Here is a 19,788-nt window from a genome sequence, read left to right on the forward strand (position 1 = left end):
TTAAATTTCCAATGCTTTTTTAATTTCTGCTGTAATAGATCTGATGTGGTTGAAGCTGATTTTCTAATAGTTCATCAACTGTCACCAGAGTATAGCCGTTGTTCTTGAGATAGTCAAGGACGCTTGGCAGAGCATCGATGGTCGTCTGATGAATATCATGCATGAGGATAATAGATCCCGGATGGGTCTTCACGATCTCCTGCATAATAGCCTTTGTATTACGCGTTTTCCAGTCGAGACTGTCCACGCTCCACATAATAAAGGACTGATCGACAGCATTTTGAACCGTAGAGTTGATGGCTCCGTAAGGCGGTCTTGTGATCATAGGTCGGATACCAGTCGCCTTATAAATGGCTTCCTGAGTGTCTAAGATTTCCTTTTTGGATTGATTCAGAGGTAACTTGGTCAAATCTGGATGGCTCCATGTATGGATGCCGAGCTGATGGCCCTCATCAAGTACACGTTTAGCCAGTTCTGGATTAGCAGCAACATTTTGTCCCACCATAAAGAAGGTCGCTTTAGCATTGTAGCGTTTCAGAATTTCCAAGGCCTGAGGAGTCGTTTTACTATCGGGACCGTCGTCAAAGGTCAGAGCCACCATTTTCTCATGACGCTTGGTTTCATACTGCTGGTAAGCTTCCAAATCAGCTCCCTGCAAATATTCCGGACGGATTAGGTCATAAAAACTAGACAGAGGCACTGTCAAGCTCGTCACACCGTTGATTTCTTTGGTCAGACGAATGGAAAATAAACTTTCCTCATAGTGAAAATTCCACTGGCTCAGCTCTATTTCACGGAGGGCGTTTAAAGCTGCTGTTTGCTGACTTTCCTCCACCTGTCTAAAGGTTAGCTGACTGGTCAACTCCTTCAGGAAAATTTCTTTGGCAGCTTCTGGATTTTGAAACAGCTTGTCTAAAGTGACCGCTGCCCCTTCTTGATTGATATAAGTCGAGGCTACTTCTCTTGCCTCCTCAGACTTGATGTCTCTTTTTGAGATGCTGTAATCTTTTCGCTGAATGACTACTTCCTTGGTATTGGCCAGACTAGTTGACTTTTCTTCCGTGTAGTAAAAGGTCAAAGCCGTCAAGTTTTCCTTCTGCTTTTTGTCATCTGAAATGCTCTGACTGTCCTGCAACATTTTATCTTTGACACTTTGAAGCGGCTGCCCATTCATCAGAGGATAAAAAGCTGCCACATAATGGCTGCCAATTCTCCCAGCCTGCTTTTCGGCATTGTCAGCATGTTCTTGCTCTTCCTTGGCAATCACTTCTGTAACCTTTTTCTGGAAATCCCTTTCTTGAAACATTTCATGGATTCGCAGTCCACCAAAAATAAGAAGTCCTAAAAGAAGCAGATTCAGAAGACTGAGAACCAGTCTGTATTTTCGACTGCGCTTCCTTCTATGTTGTCTTTTCATCTATTATCTCCTAAGCTATTGTCCTAAAATGATTCTAATGTTAAAAAACTTGTATCTTACAAGTGCTAAAATACAAGTTTCACCTATTTTTAAAGACTTTTTTCTCGAATCACTTCAACCTTGTAGCCGTCAGGGTCTTTAACAAAATAATAATTTGGCGGATTGCCTGGCAGCCCTTTTGGCTCAGTCACTTCATAGCCCTTAGCAGCATGCTCAGCGTGCAAACCTTCCAAATCAGGCGTGCTAAGAGCAATATGAGCAAAGCCATCACCGATTACATAAGGTCCGTGGTCATAATTATAAGTCAATTCAAGCTCATAATCATCGCCATCCAAACCAAGATAAACAATGGTAAAAGCATGCTCTGGAAAGTCCTTGCGGCGCAATTCCTTAAAACCAAATGCGTCTTCATAAAAGGCAATCGAAGCCTCTAAATTTTCCACTCGTAAACAAGTATGCAACATTTTTGATGTCATAGTTGTACCTCTCTCATTTCTTTCTTTTATTATACCGCAAAAGCAGTCAAATTTGAAATAATATGAAAATTTTTTCAGCTTTTGCTAATTCGTTTTCTAATATCTGACCTAAGGGGAACTTTGATTTCAAAGATGGTTCCACGCGGTTTGTTGTCTTTGACTGTAATGGTTCCTTTTAAGGCGTCTACGATTTGTTTCGCCAAGGATAGTCCTAGTCCAAATCCACCTTTTTGACGAGTCCGTGCCTTATCCACCCGATAAAAACGATCGAAGACTTTTTTCTTGTCATCGCCCGCAATCCCTGGACCATTGTCAGAAATACGCAAGGTCAAGCTCCGATCATTGGCGGAGGCCACGAAATAGATCTCTCCATCTTCTTCTGTGTATTTGATGGCATTATCAAAAAGGATGGTCATAACCTGCTTAAGCAAGACCTTGTCTGTCGTGATTGATTTTGAAACTAGATTTTTGAAATCAAAGACCTTGTCGCTTTCCTCCGCAATAATAGCATAGTTAGAGAAAGCTGTCGTGAAGAAGTCTGGGGTGACTTCGCCGTATTCTGGCTTGATACCGTCATCGCGCCGAGCTAGGTTGAGTAAGTTGGTCGTCAACAGACGCATATTTCGCACTTCCTCTAAACTAGATGCGATGCTCTCACTAGACTCCATAATCGTGGCTTCAGGCTTGCGAAAGAGAGATTCCAGACGATTTTGCAGCACAGCCAAAGGAGTCCGCAATTCGTGGCTAGCATTTTCAACAAAGGATTTCTGCTTCTGCATGCTGTCCAAGAGAGGCTTGACACTCATCCGAGCCAGATAGATACTGGCAATCAAGGAAATCCCCCAAAAACTAATCATGACAATGGCAATCAGCTTTTCATGCTTTTCGCTAGTCTGCTCCAGCTGGCTGATGCTGGTCATGACAACTGCGTATTTGACATTTTCAATTTCATCATTTGGATCAATGTCAAACATGTAGGCCCGATAACTTTCGACCTGTCCATAGCTATTAGTTAGTTGTATTTGCTTGATCTGATTAAGAAAGCGTTTGTTAAATTTAATCGCATCAAAGTTTAAAAAGCTATTTTTGGCTGATACATTCTGATAATCATCATTCAAAAGAATAGCTGAAGTATTGGCGCTAACATTTACCCTACCCGGTTCCTCAATCTTGATATCATGAGCTTGCACAGACTCTGAATCTTTGTGCTCTGAATCCTTGTTCTCTGGCTCTTGGTATTGCCGCCCCGTCGTCCGATAGGCTAGATTGGCTACCCAGGCGGGATTTTGACTGAGACTTTTGAGATTATCATCAACGGTCGTGTAAAGGCTAGAGCGCATGACTTGGATAATAATGAGCGTCATGGCCGAGAAAATCAGGGTGAAAACACCAAAATAGCGAATGAAATAAGAAAAATCATCCGCATATAAGGTTTTTTTGAGTTTATTCAGCATTCTTTAAAATGTAACCGACACTGCGAAGGGTTTGAAGATTATTCGCAAAAGCCGTTCCTTTCAATTTTTTCCGAATCTTAGATACGTAGACTTCCACCACAGAAATGGTCGTATCGCTGTCAAAGCCCCACAAACGATCGAAAATCTGTGTCTTGGGCAAAATAACATTTTGATTCTGAAGGAAGTAGACCAACAGATCAAACTCTTTACCCAGCAGTTCCACTTCTTTTCCGTCTACCAAGGTCGAGTTGGTCGAAAGATTGACCACTACATCGCCATAGGACAGGGTATTTTCATTAAACTTACCAGAACGTTTGAGCAAGGCCTGAATCCGCATTTTAAGCTCTTCCAGATAAAAAGGCTTAGTCAGGTAATCGTCAGCACCGAGTTCAAAACCATGGCCTTTATCATCGATACTTTCCTTGGCAGTCATGATGAGGACAGGAGTGGTGACCCCTTTTTCACGCAATTCTTTAAGCACTTGGAAGCCGTCCTTTTCAGGAAGCATCAAGTCCAGTAGAATCAGGTCATACACGCCGCTTTCTGCTTCGTATAAACCTTCTTCGCCATCAAAGACCTGCATAACATCTGCAAAATCATCTAAAAAATCAAATACTGAATTTGACAGACCGAGGTCATCCTCCACTAATAGAATCTTAATCATCCTGTTCCTCCCTTTCTAGAAAAAGCTTATGCTGTGTAGTTTAAATAGAGACATGGTAAACACTCTCATTCTATCTTCACTTATCTTTTTCTATTATATCATGTCTTGTCGAAAATGCTTTAAGAATTTGTTGTTTTCGAGTTATTTTCGCTATTCTTATCATCTTTTGTTGTGCCGTCAGCGTTTGATGGCTTCTTTTTTGATTGATTTCCTTCTTGGGGTCCTCCTGGTTGACCATTTCCTTGTGGTGGCTGGCCTCCACCTCCAGGACCGCCTTGGCCATCTTGACCGTTTTGTCCCCCCATCTGTGGTGGCATACCATTTTCATTTCCCTGCCCCTGACCTTGAGGAGGTTGACCACCTTGACCTGGCATCCTGCCATCTTGCTTGTTTTGCTGAGGCATAGTGGCTTGCAATGAGCTCTGTTGCGAGCTTTTCTGGGTCAAAGCACCAATTCCATAGCCACCAATTGCTCCGACAGCTAAGGAGGCACTAGCTACTGCTGTCATCCACCATTTGGTACTCTTTTTAACTACAATCATTTTTTCCATATCCATTAAAGTTTTCCTCTTTCTAAATTTTGTATTTCATGGATTTTAACACTATGAAGCAATATAAAGTTTGATTACACAAGTTCACATCTTTTCACGTGCTAGAGTTATTATAGGGAGTTTTGCTTAAACAGGACTGAATTTTTTCTTAAAGAAGGCTGAAACTATGGGATTCTAAACAAGAAAAAAAGACCAGATATTATAATCTGATCTTTTCATTAGCTAAACTGCTGCCTTGATTGCATTTTCCACCGCTGCTTTTTCACGGGCAATCAAGTCAACACGCGCTGCGATTTCTTTGATTCCCATGCTGATGTTACGGCTGATAGCCATATCGTCCAACTGTGGCTCAAAGAAGGCCTTGTATTCTGCTAGCCTTTCTGATGTCTTGAAAGCATTAGCTGGATAAATAACGAATTTGTCGAAGCTCATATCGCCACCCAAAGCCGCCTTTATCCACTCCCAATTCTCACACGCCCATGTCCAAGCAGTGGCTTGAGTAAATTGGTGATTCAAGAGAGGGAAATACCAACTCATGGCCAAATCTTGTGGTTTTACGATATCCTTGTTTTTCAAAGATTCCAAGATACGAGCAAGTGTTTCTGCGTCCTTAGTGTAAGCCAAAGCAGCTGCCAATTGGCGTTTGAAGCTACCATCAACTGTCGAAACATAATCATTCAAGTATTGGTCGGCCAATTCTTTGCTCTCAAAATGCTTGATTTGGTTGATGAGAATATGTAAGCGAATAGCTGCAGGCAATTTCTCCAAGTTCTCTTGATGAGCAGCAAAAATGCGACTTGCTTCTTGACTTGCTGCTTGATCGTCAGCTGCAATCAGACCTCCTACAACGATCTGGCGAACCAACTCATCCTCATCACTTTCCCCTTCTTTTGCTTCAAAGCCTAGACGATCAAAGTTGAATTTGATAAGTTTAACAACCAATTCGTTATATGCTTTCTCGCACTCGCTTCCTTCGTCCACAAATAGCTTGAGACCGTTCAGAACGGCTTTGACTCCAGAGACAACCAAATAGGAGGTTTCTTCTGTCAGTTTTTCAATAACTGGAACCAAAGCAGCAAATGAAATGCTGCCTGCTTCAGCCAAGAGACGGCGCTCTTGCACCACTTGAAGCTTGCTGGTGCTATCCAAGTCTGTAATGGTATCTAAAATCTGCTCAAGCAAGACACCCTGATAGTCCGTGATATAGTGGGCTGTATTTTCAGTATTAAAGCGCAGAGCACCTTGGTTTTGAGCAGCCAAGGCAGAGTAATTTGGAATTTCCAGCGTTTCTGTCCCCAGCGTATCTGGTAAACCTTTCCAGTTGCTATTCAAAGGCAAGACCCAAGTGCGTTTCTTATCTTCGTGCTCCCCGATAAAGAATTGTCTTTGAGAGAGTTTGAGGGTATCGTTTTCTACTGTAGCTGTCAAAACAGGGTAGCCTGGCTGTTCCAACCAAGAGTCCATAAAGGCTGCTACATCACGCCCAGAAGCAGCTCCCAAGGCATTCCAAAGGTCACGACCGATAGTATTTCCATACTGGTGTTTAGCAAAGTAAGCATTCAAGCCTTTAGCAAAGGCCTCATCTCCCAACCAACGACGAAGCATGTGCATGAGGCGGCTTCCCTTAGCGTAAACGATAGCCGGATCAAACAAAGTATTGATTTCGTCAGGGTGCTTCACTTCCACATGGACAGATTGAACTCCGTCTGTCGCATCTCGTTTAAGTGCCAGAGGAACACCTGTTGTTTGGAAATTCTCAAAGATATTCCAGCTTGGTTCAATCGCATTGACACAGACATACTCCATCATGTTGGCAAAACTTTCATTGAGCCAAAGGTCATCCCACCACTTCATAGTGACCAAGTTTCCAAACCATTGGTGAGCCAACTCATGAGCAACGACAAGTGCCACATCTTGACGGCTGGATACCGTAGAATTTTCATCTACTAAGAGATAAATCTCACGGTAAGTCACCAGACCCCAGTTTTCCATAGCACCAGATGAAAAGTCCGGCAGGGCTACGTGCAGTGACTGAGGAATCGGGTATTTGACACCATAATATTCTTCGTAAAATTCAATTGAGCGAACCGCAATGTCCAAAGCAAACTCTAAGTTGCTGGCTGGGTGAGCCTTAGTTGCATAAACACCAACCAAAGTACCGTTTTTAGTTTTAGCAGTAATGCCTTGCATATCCCCAGCAGCAAAGGCCAAAAGATAGGAAGACATGCGAGGTGTTCTTTCAAACTTCCAAATGCCTGTCGCTTTCCGGTTTTCAACGTTGATTTCAGGCATGTTAGACAAGGCAAGTTCACCTTCTGCTTGGTCAAATTTCAATGCCAAATCAAAAGTTGCCTTAGCCTCTGGCTCATCCACACTCGGAAAGGCTTCGCGGGCAAAGTGGCTCTCAAACTGCGTAGAAATAATCTCTTTTTTCACTCCATCTACAGTATAGTAAGATGGGTAAATCCCCGTCATATTGTCTGTAATCTTACCTGTATAGGTCAAGGTTACTCCCACAGGGCCTGCTGCTTCCAACTCAACATAAAGAGCTTCATTGTCATTATCAAGAGTGAAGGGACGAGCTTGTCCATCTACTTCTACGGCCTCAATCGTCAAATCCTTTTGGTGCAAGGAAATTTTCTCAGATTTGGCTTCACCGGTAATGGTAACTTTTCCTGAGAAAGTCTTATCCGCACGATTTAAATCCAAAAAGAGATCATAGTGCTCTGGAACAAAAGTATCAATAAAATGTGCAACTGCTTGCATGTTTTTCTCCTCATCTAATTGAAGGGGCTGGTATTAAACCAACCTCCATCAAGATTCATCTCTTACTATTCTACCATATTTAGTGACTTTATACTCATCCTAACTGACTCAAAATTGATTTTCATCTTCAGACATAAAGTAATCATTTTAAAGCTATCCTGTTATTCACTTTTCTCCTCCTCAAAACAAAAAAGACAAGCTTAGCCTGTCTTTTTACTATCAATTATAATTCAATAATCTTACCTGTTTCGAAGTAAACGACCCACTCGCAGATATTTTTTGCGTAGTCGCCGATGCGCTCCAGATAAGAAATCACTTGGAAATAATCGCGGCCAGTCACAATCAGTTCTGGATTCTGCTTGATTTCTTCGGTTGCCAACTCACGAATATCGTCAAAGTAATGGTTGATTTTTTCATCCATGGCTGCAATCGTATAAGCCTGATCCACATTTCCGTTCAAATAGACGTTGAGGGTCTCCTCCACGAAATTCTTAACGTCGCGGCCCATTTGTTTAATCTCTTCTTCAACAGACAGGATGCGGACTTCACCTTTCATCCGAATAGTCGCCTGGGCGATAGAAACAGCGTGATCTCCCATGCGTTCCAAGTCGCTACTGGCTTTCAGCACTGTGATAACGGTCCGCAAATCTTGCGAAACAGGCTGCTGTAAGGCGATGATTTCTAGAGATTTTTTCTCTAGTTTTACCTCATAGTCATTTACTTTAGCATCGTCTTCAATGACTTGGCGAGCCAAATCACGATCATGAGTTACAAAAGCTCGCACTGTTCTGTTAATCTGCGACAAGACTTCATTTCCCATCGCATAGAATTGATTATGGAGTTTCTGTAAATCTTCTTCAAATTGTACTCTAAGCATAATTTTCCTTTCAAAAGTTATTTCTGATTTCTTTTGATAAAATCAGAATTCTAACCAAATTTACCACTAATATAGTCTTCTGTTTCTTTGTTGGCTGGATTCATAAACATTTCTTTTGTCGCGCTAAACTCGATCAAATCACCACCCAAGAAGAAGCCAGTTTTATCCGAAAGCCGAGAAGCCTGCTGCATGGAGCGAGTTACCAAGAGCATGGTATAGGTGTCCTTAAGTCCATAGAGAGTTTCCTCAATCTTACCCGCAGAGATTGGATCTAGCGCTGACGTTGGCTCATCCAAGAGGATAATTTTCGGACTGGTAGCTAAAACGCGTGCTACACAAATCCGCTGCTGTTGACCACCAGAGAGACCAATGGCCGAATCATGTAGACGGTCTTTCACTTCGTCCCAGATAGAAGCCCCAATCAAGGATCGCTCTACCGCTTCATCTAAAACCTGTTTATCCTTGACACCGTTGATGCGCAGTCCATAAACAACATTTTCATAAATGGTCATTGGGAAGGGATTAGGCTGCTGGAAAACCATGCCAATTTCCTTGCGCAACTCCACCGTATCTGTCCTAGGACTGTAAATATTATGTCCGTTATAGATGACTGTGCCTGTCGTAGTGACTTCAGGATTCAAATCTCCCATGCGATTGATAGCCTTGAGCAAGGTAGATTTCCCTGAACCTGACGGTCCAATCAAGGCAGTAATTTCATTAGACATAAAGTTCAAGGAGACACTATTGAGTGCTTTCTTTTTATTATAATAAACCGACAAGTCCTTGACTTGCAAAATAGGTTCTGTCATAAGTTCATTCCTTTAGTTTCTTCACCTCTAACCAAAATGACCAGAAACATAGTCATTGGTCGACTGCAGTTTGGCATTTTGGAAGATATTGGCGGTCTTGTCGTGCTCAATCAAATCTCCCAGATAAAAGAAGCCGGTGTAGTCACTGGCCCGGGCAGCCTGCTGCATATTGTGCGTCACGATGATGATCGTATAGTCCTTCTTGAGCTCAAACATGGTTTCTTCTAGCTGCATGGTCGCAATCGGATCCAGCGCAGAAGCCGGCTCGTCCATGAGCAAGATATCAGGCTTGACCGAAATAGCTCGGGCAATACAGAGCCGTTGCTGCTGGCCGCCTGACAAGGTCAAGGCTGATTTATGAAGATCATCCTTTACTTGGTCCCAAAGCGCGGCTTGCTTAAGCGATGTTTCAACAAGCTCATCCAAGATCTTTTTATCTTTTACACCTGCACGTTCATGGGCAAAGGTAATGTTGCGATAAATAGACTTGGCAAATGGATTAGGTCGTTGAAAGACCATGCCGATGTGCTTACGCATTTCGTAAACGTTGATATCAGACCGATTGACGTCTATTCCTTGGTAAAGAATTTGCCCTGTTACCTTAGCAATATCAATCGTATCATTCATACGATTAAGACTGCGGAGGTAGGTAGATTTCCCTGAACCAGACGGTCCAATCAGAGCTGTGATTTTATTCTTTTCAAACTGCATATCAATACCCTTGATGGATTCCTTTTTACCGTAGTAAACATGCAAATCCTTGGTCGAAAGGGCTACCTTTTCTTCAGGAAAAGTAATGATATGTTTTTCATTCCAATTATATTCTGTCATTGCTTCTCCTTTATGCAGAGGTTAATTTCTTGTGCAAGTAAGAACCGAGTTTACGGGCTCCAAAGTTGAAAATCAAGATAAAAATCAGAAGCACCGCTGCTGATCCTGCTGACACCACAGTGCCATCAGGAATGGTTCCCTCACTATTGATCTTCCAGATATGGACAGCAAGTGTCTCCGCCTGCCGGAAAATCGAAATCGGGCTGGTAATGCTAAAAATGTTCCAGTTAGACCAATCCAGAGCTGGCGCAGATTGCCCCGCAGTATAGATCAAGGCAGCTGCTTCACCGAAAATCCGACCAGAAGCAAGGACAATCCCTGTCACAATCCCTGGCAGAGCCTCTGGAATGACCACATGCAGTACTGTTTCCCAGCGGGAAATTCCGAGAGCCAGTCCTGCTTCACGTTGTGTATGGTGAACGTGGCGTAAGCTATCCTCGACATTACGAGTCATCTGAGGCAGATTGAAGACAGTCAGCGCCAAAGCACCTGAGATGATAGAAAAGCCATACTCAAACTGAACAACGAAAATCAAGTAGCCAAAGAGTCCGACTACCACGGATGGCAGCGAGGACAGGATTTCAATGCAGGTACGGACAAAGTTGGTCACTGGACCTTTCTTAGCATACTCTGACAGATAAACTCCAGCCCCCATAGAGAGAGGAACAGAGATAATCAGAGTAATCACCAGCAGAAAGAAGGAATTGTAGAGCTGAATCCCAATACCACCGCCAGCCTGATAGGAAGAAGATTTTCCAGTCAGGAAAGACCAAGAAATGTGCGGTAATCCTCTTACCAGAATATAAAGAATCAGAGAGGCAAGGATAGCAACAATGATACCAGCTATCGTGTAGAGGATACCAGTCGCCAATTTGTCTAATTTCTTAGCGTGCATAGTTTTTCTTACCTCTTTCTTTTGTAATCAGTTTAATGACACTGTTAAAGGCCAAGCTCATCATCAAGAGCACCAGAGCCAGAGACCAGAGAACGTTATTGTCCACTGTTCCCATAACCGTGTTTCCGATTCCCATAGTCAAAACGGAAGTCAGGGTCGCCGCAGGTGTTGTCAAAGAAGTCGGAATCACCGCAGAGTTCCCAACGACCATCTGGATAGCCAGGGCTTCACCGAAAGCACGCGCCATTCCAAAGACCACAGCTGTAAAGATACCAGAGCGAGCAGCCTTGAGAGTCACCCGCCAAATAGTTTGCCAGCGCGTAGCCCCCATAGCCAGACTCGCTTCACGGTAGTGGCGTGGTACAGCACGCAGACTGTCCGTCGTCATAAAGGTAACGGTCGGCAAAATCATGACAAAAAGTACGAAAATACCAGACAAAATCCCAAATCCGGTACCGCCAAAAACAGTCCGAACAAAGGGAACCACAACCTGCAAGCCGATAAATCCGTACACAACAGACGGAATCCCAACCAAGAGTTCGATCGCAGGCTGAAGAATCTTGGCTCCTTTAGGCGACACTTCAGTCATAAAGACAGCCGCTCCAATAGCAAAGGGAGTTGCAATCAATGCTGACAGGATCGTAACAATGAAAGACCCCAAGATCATCGGCAGGGCACCGAATTCCTTACCTGACGGATTCCAAGTGGAGCCAAATAAAAATTCAAACACATTGACTCCATTGACAAAGAAGGTCGATAAGCCTTTTTGTGCTACGAAGATTAAAATCATGGCTACAATCAGGACGATTAAAGACAGGCAGGCAAAGGTGATATATTTCCCAAATTTTTCCAGACGAGAGTTTTTCGAAGGGGATAGTAATTTTTTTGCTAATTCTTCATTTCTCATTTGCTATCTCCTTTTAAGCTCATAACATTTCCATCAGCATCCTTGCTGACCTGCATTTCCTTGATGGAAATATAGCCCATTCCTGAGACGATTCCATCTTGAACTTCATCTGACAGCATGTAGTCCAGAAACTCTGCTGCCAAGCCCTTAGGCTGACCAAGAGTGTACATATGCTCGTACGACCATAGTGGCCAAGCATTGGTCGCAACATTCTTAGCCGTTGGCTCGTAGCCATTAAGCTTCAAAGTCTTGACAGAATCATCCACGTAAGCAAAGGCCAGATAAGAAATGGCTCCCGGTGTTTGAGAAACAATGGACTTAACCATCCCATTTGAATCCTGCTCCTGACTTTGAACGGCTGATTTACCATTCATGATGACACTGTCAAACGTAGCTCGAGAACCAGAGCTTGCCGCACGGTTGATGATGGAAATCTCTAGATTTTTCCCACCCAGCTGCTTCCAGTTGGTCACTTCACCAGTAAAAATCTTCTGCAGCTGCTCCGCCGTTAAATTATCGACAGATACTTCTTTATTGACAATCACGGCAATTCCAGCAACTGCTACTTTGTGGTCAACAAGGGCTGAAGCATCAATCCCTTCTTTTTCCTCAGCAAATACATCTGAGTTGCCAATTTCGACCGCACCAGACTGAACCTGAGACAAGCCCGTACCTGATCCGCCACCTTGAACATTGACCGTTTTTCCAATATTGGCTGAACCAAACTCATCTGCTGCAGCTTCAACGAGCGGCTGAAGGGCTGTCGAACCAACGGCAGTCATGGACTCCCCTCGGTCAATCCAGCTGGAACAGGCTGATAGGCTGACTGCAAATAGCACTAGAACCGCTGACAAAATCAGCTTATATTTTTTCTTTACCATTTTTTTCCTCGAAATCTTGAGAATGATAGTGGAATGTCTATTTGAAAGAAACTGAAAATCCCACTATATCCACTATAACATAGAAAGAGGGCTTTGCCTAGTCTTTTGAACGAAAGCGAAGCCCCTTTGGGAAATAATTTTTCAAGGTATTCCCAGTAATTTTTGCAAAACCCAAACCGTTTCCTTGGGCAAGCACTTGATACCAGCCATTTGGATAGTTTTGAGAAAGTTGAACCGTCTCGCCTGCTACATATTTGCTAAAGGCCTCGTCATCAATCTCAAGGACTGAGACGACTTCACTCGGCCTCAAAGCCAGCCCTAAGGCAAAGCTCGGTTCAAAGCGATTTTTCTTAAATTCTCCTAGATGCAGGCCATTGCGAGCGATTTTCAGCTTGGACATGTCTGGCAGTCCAGCTGGCAGCAGATAAAGATTGTCCCCAAAAGTATCTAAATGTCCTTCTAGCTCAATGTTTAGATGCTTTTTCTGGAAATCTTGCCAGAGTTTTCTCTGCTCTGCTGTCAATTTATTTTTGGTCACCTTGATTTTTTTAGCAGACTGACTGCCTGTAAAACGAAATTTCGCTACAAATTGCCCTTCACCTTTGAAATGGTGGGGATACATACGAGCTGTTTCTGGGAAATCAATCCCTGCCACCATACCATTGACTTTTGGTATTTCCAGCAATTCCAAAGGAAAATTCTCCAAAAGCCAAGCGACAATTTCTTCATTTTCTTCAGGTGCCCAAGTGCAAGTTGAATAGACCAGCTGTCCGCCTGTCGCCAGCATCTTGACAGCGTCCTCTAGAATTTCTCGCTGGAGACGCGCACACTGGGCAGGATATTCCGGACTCCAATACTGGGTAGCATCTGGCTGCTTGCGGAACATCCCTTCGCCAGAGCAAGGAGCATCCAGAACAATGAGGTCAAAATAGCCCTGATAAACCTTAGCCAATCTATCCGCAGATTCGTTGGTGACAAGGACATTTCGCGCTCCAAAACGCTCAATATTTTCCACCAAAATTTTACTACGTTTAGTATTGATTTCGTTAGAAACCAGCAAGCCTGTATTTCCCAGATGAGAGAGTAAATGAGTAGATTTTCCACCTGGTGCAGCCGCTAAATCCAAAACTTTCATACCCTTTTGCGGTGCTGCAACTTGGGCAACCATTTGCGCAGCTGGCTCCTGAGAATAAACTAATCCCGTGACATGTTCTACCGACTTACCAGACATTTTTCCATAATAGCCCCAATCTGTGTTTGGGATAACATCCGCAAATTCTTTCTGATTTTCTTTTAAAGGATTGCTACGAAAAGCTGAAATCGGATCTTGATCAAAAGTCGCAAAAAAAGCCTCTGCTTCCTGACCCAAGAGCTTCTCATACTTTTCCTTAAAACCTACTGGAAAGTCCATACTAGCCTTTTCCCTTTCGTAAATACTCTTGTAATTCGTCTAATTTACACTTTGGTGCAATCATAATCGGCTCTTGAGTCTGAAAATTTGGCTGATTGCCATCTAGAGTCTGAATGACAAAGCCCAGTTTGTCAGCCATCACATAGGCCGCCGCATAGTCCCAAGGCCAATTATAAGAGAAATAGGCGGCTAAACCACCAGCCAAGGTCTTAGCAAAACTAATCCCAGCACTGCCATAGACACGCACACCCAAGCAATCACGAGCCAAGTCAGCTAGTCCCCAGTGATTATGCTCCAGCATACTAGCATTTGAAGCCATAAGATATTGCTGCAAGGGCTTATCGATAAAAGCAGACAACTTTCTGTCATTGCAGTACACATCAAAAGCCCCGCCTCCATGAAAAAGCTGTTCCCTTGTCACATCATAAATCAAGCCGAACTTGCCCTGCCCATTTTCAAAATAAGCCAGCATAATAGCAAAATCAGCCCGTTGGGTAATGAAATTATTGGTGCCATCAATGGGATCAATCACCCAGACATTGCCGTCCGTGATGTCGTGTCGCAGGTCATTTTCCTCAGCCAAAATCGCATCGTCAGGATACTGAGCTAAAATTTTCCCAACCAAGTCATCTTGGATGAAACGGTCCATTTGGGTTACCAAGTCAGTCGGACTGCTTTTTTGTAGGACATCCAAGTCATCATAGAGATGCTCTCTTAAAAAAGCACCTGCCTGATACACTATTTCTTTCGCAAAATGAAATTTATTTTCCAAGAGAAATCATTCCTTTCCCTTTCCTTTTTGCCTCCTGAACAGCACGATAAAGAGAATAGCCACTGACCGTCTCAAACTCACGGCCAAGTCGCTTCTCTTCTCCCTTGCTGGGAACAACTTTCTTGAAGACTGTATAGGACTGAAGCAGTTTCTCCGCTTGAATCTTCTGTTCATAGGCTTGCTCTACGTCATTAAAAAAAGAAAGCACTGAAGCAAGCTCTTCAGTGCTCCACGATAAGTCTAGTGGGTAACTATAATTTTTTTCCATAATTTAAATATCAGCACGCATAGTTGCGGCTCTGAGTTCTTCTTTCCGATAGCCTCTAGGCAAAAAAGCACGAATTTCGTCTTCATTAAAGCCGATTTGCATTCGTTTACCATCGAGGATAATTGGGCGACGCAAAAGACTAGGATTTTCCTCAATCAGCTTAATAAGTGTTGAAATCGATAAATCCTCTACGTCTAAATCTAGTTTTTGAAAAATTTTTGAGCGGGTTGAGATGATGTCATCAGTGCCATTTTCTGTCAATGAAAGAATGTGTTGCAATTCTGGAGCAGACAGAGGGCTCGTCATGATATTATGCTCCGTAAATGGAACTTCATGACCAATCAACCAAGCACGCGCCTTGCGACAGGAAGTGCAGCTAGGCGATAAAAATAATGTAATCATGCTGTTCTCTTCTTATTTTTATATAGTAACTAACTCTATTATACTAAATTTTATCTCTCTTGACTAGATATTTTTGAGAATCGGCTCGAAATACTAAGAAAAATATTAAAAACTGACATTTATTCCGAACGTTCCCAATTTCTTGCCACTTCTTCATCACTCTTTAATTGAGTCACTAGCTCCTCGATACCATCAAATTTAACCATATCACGAATCTTATCCAGCCAGATAATCCGAATCGTATCGCCATAGATTTCCTCCGCAAAGTCAAATAGATTGGCTTCAAAACGAAGCTCATCTCCTTCAAAGGTCACATTTTTGCCAACGCTAGCCATGCCACGAAAAATCTTGCCATTGTGCTCAACATCTACCACATAGACACCATCTGCTGGCAAAATCACGCGATCCAATGGTGCTAGATTGGCCGTTGGATAGCCAATGGTACGCCCTCTAGCATTGCCATGAACCACAATGCCACGAGTAGAGAGAGGATAGCCTAATAGCTGATGCGCCTTGGCAACATCACCATTTTGAATGGTCTCTCTAATCCGAGTAGAAGAGATTTTTTCATCATCTTGATTGACCGATGAGACGATGACAATCCGACCATCGAAATAGTCTGCAAGCTCCTCTGCCTTTCTCTTGTCAGATCCAAAATGGTAATCAAAACCTGCCACAACTGCCTTTGCTTTAAGCGCAGAAACGTACTTATCAAAAAATTCTCGGGCTGTATTTTTAGAAAAATGACTAGTAAAGTCAATCAAGTAAAGGTAGTCCACACCCAAATTTTCTAAGTGAGCAGCTCGTTCCTCCGGATGATTCAAATGCAACATCAACTCTGGCTGATAACGGACAAAAGCTAATTTTGGTGACTCAGGAAAGGTCAGTACCGCAATCTTCAGTCCTTGCTCATCCGCTATCTTCCTAGCTTCCTTAAAAAGTGTCTGATGTCCCTTATGCAGGCCGTCAAAATAGCCCAGAACCAAGACTGTATCTTCTTCCTGATTTATCTCTAATTCATTATTAATTCGTCTTATTTTCATCATTTTTCTATTTTACTATGTATCCGCTTTTTTTACAACAAATTAAATCTAAGAAAAAGAACTTCTAACACTCCAAAAAAACACCTTGCTATTTCTAACAAGGTGTCTCTATCTATATCGCAAAAACTATGAAACAACATTGGTTACTGACGATCATCATAGCCGTTTGGATGACTGGAATGCCATTTCCAAGCAGTTTCGATAATGGTTTCAATATTGTCAAATTTGGGCTGCCAGCCCAGAACTTTTCGTGCTTTCTCAGAGGAAGCAATCAGCGTATCCGGGTCCCCTGGGCGTCGCTCTGCTATTTCCAAAGGAATAGGATGACCTGTCACTTTTCGGGCTGCTTCTACAATCTGCAGGTTGGAAAAACCAGTTGAAGAGCCAAGGTTAAAGACATCTGAAGGCTGTCCAGCACGCAGATGCTCGACAGCTAGAATATGGGCGTCAGCCAAGTCGAAAGGATGGACATAATCGCGTACATTGGTCCCGTCCGGAGTATCGTAATCATCCCCAAAGACGGCAATCTTCTCGCGCTTGCCCTGAGCCACCTGAAGCACAATAGGCAAGAGATGGGTTTCAGGCCCGTGATCCTCACCAATTGAGCCGTCGGGCTTGGCACCAGCTACATTGAAATAACGCAGAGCTACAAACTTGATGCCATAGGCCTGGTCTGCCCAGCGCATAATGGTCTCCATCATAAGCTTACTCTCACCATAAGGATTAATCGGCTTTTGCGGAGTCGTTTCCAGAATCGGAATTTCCTCAGGAATACCGTAAGTTGCAGCAGTTGATGAAAAGACAATATTTTTAACACCGCATTCCTGCATGACCTCCAAAAGAGAAATCATACCGGCTGTGTTATTGTCAAAATACTTGAGCGGATCAACCATAGACTCTGCGACCAGTGAAAAAGCAGCAAAGTGAATAACTGCATCGATGGATGGATGTTTGGCAAAAACGCCACGCATAAAGTCCTTATCCGCCAAATCCCCCTCATAAAAGACTGCTTGAGGACGGACGGCTGCGCGATGGCCAGTCACCAAATTATCGACGACGACTACCTCTTCCTTACCTGCTTCTACCAAACGGTCTACCATGTGCGAGCCGATATAGCCAGCTCCACCTAATACTAAAATTGCCATGTTTCTCTCTTTCTCATCTTGATTTATACTTTAACTATTTTATCAAAAATAAGGACAAATGAAAACTCTTGCTGCAATTATTCTTCCAAACCAACAGATCGTACAAAGCGCATGAAAGCTTCTTGCCCCTCCTCTGTTCGCTTGTAAACTCCCGCGTCTTCCAGCACTCGACTGAAAATTTGTCCGACCGAGGCCTGAACTACTCCTTCCACCGTTTCAGCGGTAACTTTCGGATGCTGGTTTTTGAGTTGATTGGCCCACTCCTGATGATAGGCAGCAACCTGACAGTCTTCTCCCAGCAGGAAAAGTTCTACCTGCTTGAGTTCTTCCTTGAGCCGAGGCGGCAGAATAGCCAGCCCCATAACCTCAATCAGGCCGATATTTTCTTTCTTAATATGCTGGACATCTCTATGAGGGTGGTAAATGCCGTCCGGATGTTCTGGGGAAGTTTGATTGTCCCGCAAGACTAAGTCCAGCTCAAAAGTTCCATCTTTTCTGCGGGCAATCGGTGTGATGGTATGGTGGGGCTCACCCTCAGACTCTGCCAATACCTGCACACTTGGGTCAGAATAAGTCCTCCAAGCTTTCAAGATCTTGTCAGCCAACTTGATTAAATGTTCCTTATTCTCAGATCTCAACCGAATGACGGACATGGGCCACTTGACAATACCTGCCTCTACCTCTTCAAATCCGCTAAAAGTAAAGCTGCAATCCAGCTCTGCTATTTCCATAGGGAAGGTATGACGTCCGCCCTGATAGTGGTCGTGGGTCAGGATGGAGCCACCGACAATGGGCAGGTCGGCGTTAGATCCTGCAAAATAGCCTGGAAAAGTCTCGACGATGTCCAGCAGACGCTCAAAGGTCAGACGGCTGATAGCCATAGGAAGGTGCTGGCTGTGCAGAAAGATGCAATGCTCATTAAAGTAGGCATAGGGCGAATACTGGAAGCCCCATTCCTGTCCGACCAAATCGAATCGAATAATCCGATGGTTAGCGCGGGCAGGGTGATCCAAGCGGCCTTGGTAGCCTTCATTTTCCATGCAAAGCTGGCAGGCTGGATAATGGCTGGTCTTAGCCTTTTTAGCTGCTGCAATCTCCTTGGGATCTTTTTCTGGCTTAGAGAGATTAATGGTGATTTCCAAATCTCCATAGGCAGTCGGTGCTTTGAAAGCAATATTTCTAGCAATAGCCTTGACCTTGATGTAGTCATTCTTTTTACTAAGCTGGTAAAAATCAGCCACAGCTTGCTCAGGATTGGAGCCATAAGTCGTCCAGAAGTCCCGATTGAGCTGACTAGGGGCTGGTGTGATCAAGTTCATGAGCTCAGCACCAAGGATTTCACGCGCAGTCTGACTATCCTCAATCGTCTCTAATCTAACTGCCTCCTCAACCAGCTGGTCCTTGAGGTCAATCAAGTCATCCAACTCAGTCTCAACTTCTAAAACACCATCTCCCACTCGTGCCAAAACACGATTGGTCAAGTAGATTCGATCCATTTCCTCAAATGAACTTTCAGAAATGACTTCTGTGATAAATGCATCTAGAACTCCCTGACTCATTGATTCTCCTTCTTACATTCTAAATAGTCTCTGACAGCGTCTAAATCCTGAAAAACTTGTTCTGTTTTATTTAAGAAAGACTGCGCTGGTATTTTTAAGTCTGGAATACAAATGACTGGTATCCCAGCCCTATACGCTGCCTCAATCCCTGCTTCACTATCCTCTAATACTAAGCAATTCTCTGGTAAAACATTCAAATCACTGCAGGCCTTTAAAAATATATCAGGGTAAGGTTTGCTTCGCTTTACATCTTTTGCAAAAACTAGATGATCAAATAGAGCCAGTATACCATTGCTATCCAAGATCATTCTCGCTCGAGATTCAACACTTGAAGTTGCTAAGGCGATCGGAATGCCTTCTCTTTGCAAAAAAGCAAGCAAATTTTTAGCACCTTTTTTTAAATTTACACCTTTGGCTAATATTCGAGCTTCCAGTTCATAAACTTTTTCCAAGGTTTGGTCAAAGTTCCAAGGTAAATCATAGGTATCCAAAAATCGTTGAACATTCTCCTCTTCCCTATGTCCACTGTATTCTCTAGAATATGTTTCTTCTGTGAAAGGAATTCCAAAATCTTTAAGCAATTCTTGATAAACTTTTAGAGAAATGATCTCAGTATCAGCTAATAAGCCATCTAAATCAAATATTACAGCGTCCATTTAC

Annotated in this window: 20 protein-coding genes; all 20 read right to left on the reverse strand. The window is 43.3% G+C overall.

Annotated elements, in window-relative coordinates; translation table 11 throughout:
* Positions 1-19: 19 nt before the first annotated feature.
* Positions 20-1,417, reverse strand: a complete 1,398-nt coding sequence (locus D8790_RS05510) for a polysaccharide deacetylase family protein (protein ID WP_125387874.1) — start codon at positions 1,415-1,417, stop codon at positions 20-22.
* A gap of 89 nt (positions 1,418-1,506) precedes the next feature.
* Positions 1,507-1,893 (reverse strand): lactoylglutathione lyase, encoded by a 387-nt coding sequence (gene gloA / locus D8790_RS05515; protein ID WP_125371444.1) that lies wholly within the window; start codon positions 1,891-1,893, stop codon positions 1,507-1,509.
* Between the two features lie 74 nt (positions 1,894-1,967).
* Complete coding sequence (locus tag D8790_RS05520; RefSeq protein WP_125387875.1) at positions 1,968-3,347, reverse strand: sensor histidine kinase; 1,380 nt, start codon at positions 3,345-3,347, stop codon at positions 1,968-1,970.
* Positions 3,337-4,011, reverse strand: coding sequence for a response regulator transcription factor (locus D8790_RS05525; protein WP_125387876.1), 675 nt, complete (start codon positions 4,009-4,011; stop codon positions 3,337-3,339). Before D8790_RS05525 ends, D8790_RS05520 begins: the two co-directional genes overlap by 11 nt.
* A 119-nt stretch (positions 4,012-4,130) precedes the next feature.
* Complete coding sequence (locus tag D8790_RS05530) at positions 4,131-4,568, reverse strand: hypothetical protein (RefSeq protein ID WP_125387877.1); 438 nt, start codon at positions 4,566-4,568, stop codon at positions 4,131-4,133.
* A 216-nt stretch (positions 4,569-4,784) separates the two neighbouring features.
* A complete protein-coding gene (locus D8790_RS05535) occupies positions 4,785-7,328 on the reverse strand; it encodes a M1 family metallopeptidase (RefSeq protein ID WP_125387878.1) in 2,544 nt (847 codons plus the stop codon).
* A 223-nt stretch (positions 7,329-7,551) separates the two neighbouring features.
* Positions 7,552-8,205, reverse strand: a complete 654-nt coding sequence (gene phoU / locus D8790_RS05540) for a phosphate signaling complex protein PhoU (RefSeq protein WP_125387879.1) — start codon at positions 8,203-8,205, stop codon at positions 7,552-7,554.
* 50 nt (positions 8,206-8,255) lie between these two features.
* Positions 8,256-9,014 carry a phosphate ABC transporter ATP-binding protein PstB gene (gene pstB, locus D8790_RS05545; protein WP_125387880.1) on the reverse strand — a complete coding sequence of 253 codons (759 nt, stop codon included), beginning with the start codon at positions 9,012-9,014 and terminating at the stop codon, positions 8,256-8,258.
* A 27-nt stretch (positions 9,015-9,041) separates the two neighbouring features.
* The gene (gene pstB, locus D8790_RS05550; RefSeq protein ID WP_125387881.1) at positions 9,042-9,845 is read right to left on the reverse strand and encodes a phosphate ABC transporter ATP-binding protein PstB; all 804 of its coding nucleotides are present in this window, start codon (positions 9,843-9,845) and stop codon (positions 9,042-9,044) included.
* 10 nt (positions 9,846-9,855) lie between these two features.
* On the reverse strand, positions 9,856-10,740 hold the full coding sequence (gene pstA, locus D8790_RS05555; RefSeq protein WP_125387882.1) for a phosphate ABC transporter permease PstA: 885 nt from the start codon (positions 10,738-10,740) through the stop codon (positions 9,856-9,858).
* Positions 10,730-11,647 carry a phosphate ABC transporter permease subunit PstC gene (gene pstC / locus D8790_RS05560; protein WP_005590255.1) on the reverse strand — a complete coding sequence of 306 codons (918 nt, stop codon included), beginning with the start codon at positions 11,645-11,647 and terminating at the stop codon, positions 10,730-10,732. The genes pstA and pstC overlap by 11 nt, the downstream gene beginning before the upstream one ends.
* On the reverse strand, positions 11,644-12,528 hold the full coding sequence (locus D8790_RS05565; RefSeq protein ID WP_125387883.1) for a phosphate ABC transporter substrate-binding protein PstS family protein: 885 nt from the start codon (positions 12,526-12,528) through the stop codon (positions 11,644-11,646). Before D8790_RS05565 ends, pstC begins: the two co-directional genes overlap by 4 nt.
* A 97-nt stretch (positions 12,529-12,625) precedes the next feature.
* A complete protein-coding gene (locus D8790_RS05570; protein ID WP_125387884.1) occupies positions 12,626-13,939 on the reverse strand; it encodes an RsmF rRNA methyltransferase first C-terminal domain-containing protein in 1,314 nt (437 codons plus the stop codon).
* A gap of 1 nt (position 13,940) precedes the next feature.
* Positions 13,941-14,711, reverse strand: a complete 771-nt coding sequence (locus D8790_RS05575) for an inositol monophosphatase family protein (RefSeq protein ID WP_125387885.1) — start codon at positions 14,709-14,711, stop codon at positions 13,941-13,943.
* Positions 14,701-14,979 (reverse strand): UPF0223 family protein, encoded by a 279-nt coding sequence (locus D8790_RS10500; RefSeq protein ID WP_045497230.1) that lies wholly within the window; start codon positions 14,977-14,979, stop codon positions 14,701-14,703. Before D8790_RS10500 ends, D8790_RS05575 begins: the two co-directional genes overlap by 11 nt.
* 3 nt (positions 14,980-14,982) lie before the next feature.
* Complete coding sequence (locus D8790_RS10505; RefSeq protein WP_005590248.1) at positions 14,983-15,381, reverse strand: Spx/MgsR family RNA polymerase-binding regulatory protein; 399 nt, start codon at positions 15,379-15,381, stop codon at positions 14,983-14,985.
* Between the two features lie 119 nt (positions 15,382-15,500).
* The gene (locus D8790_RS05585; protein ID WP_312023748.1) at positions 15,501-16,424 is read right to left on the reverse strand and encodes a bifunctional riboflavin kinase/FAD synthetase; all 924 of its coding nucleotides are present in this window, start codon (positions 16,422-16,424) and stop codon (positions 15,501-15,503) included.
* Between the two features lie 143 nt (positions 16,425-16,567).
* Entirely contained in the window at positions 16,568-17,569 is a 1,002-nt protein-coding gene (galE, locus tag D8790_RS05590; RefSeq protein WP_125387886.1) for a UDP-glucose 4-epimerase GalE, read from the reverse strand.
* A 77-nt stretch (positions 17,570-17,646) separates the two neighbouring features.
* Positions 17,647-19,128 (reverse strand): UDP-glucose--hexose-1-phosphate uridylyltransferase, encoded by a 1,482-nt coding sequence (gene galT, locus D8790_RS05595; RefSeq protein ID WP_125387887.1) that lies wholly within the window; start codon positions 19,126-19,128, stop codon positions 17,647-17,649.
* A complete protein-coding gene (locus D8790_RS05600; RefSeq protein WP_061909096.1) occupies positions 19,125-19,784 on the reverse strand; it encodes an HAD family hydrolase in 660 nt (219 codons plus the stop codon). Before D8790_RS05600 ends, galT begins: the two co-directional genes overlap by 4 nt.
* Positions 19,785-19,788 lie beyond the last annotated feature (4 nt).

The organism is Streptococcus cristatus, assembly GCF_003943535.1.
GTDB classification, from domain to species: domain Bacteria; phylum Bacillota; class Bacilli; order Lactobacillales; family Streptococcaceae; genus Streptococcus; species Streptococcus cristatus_L.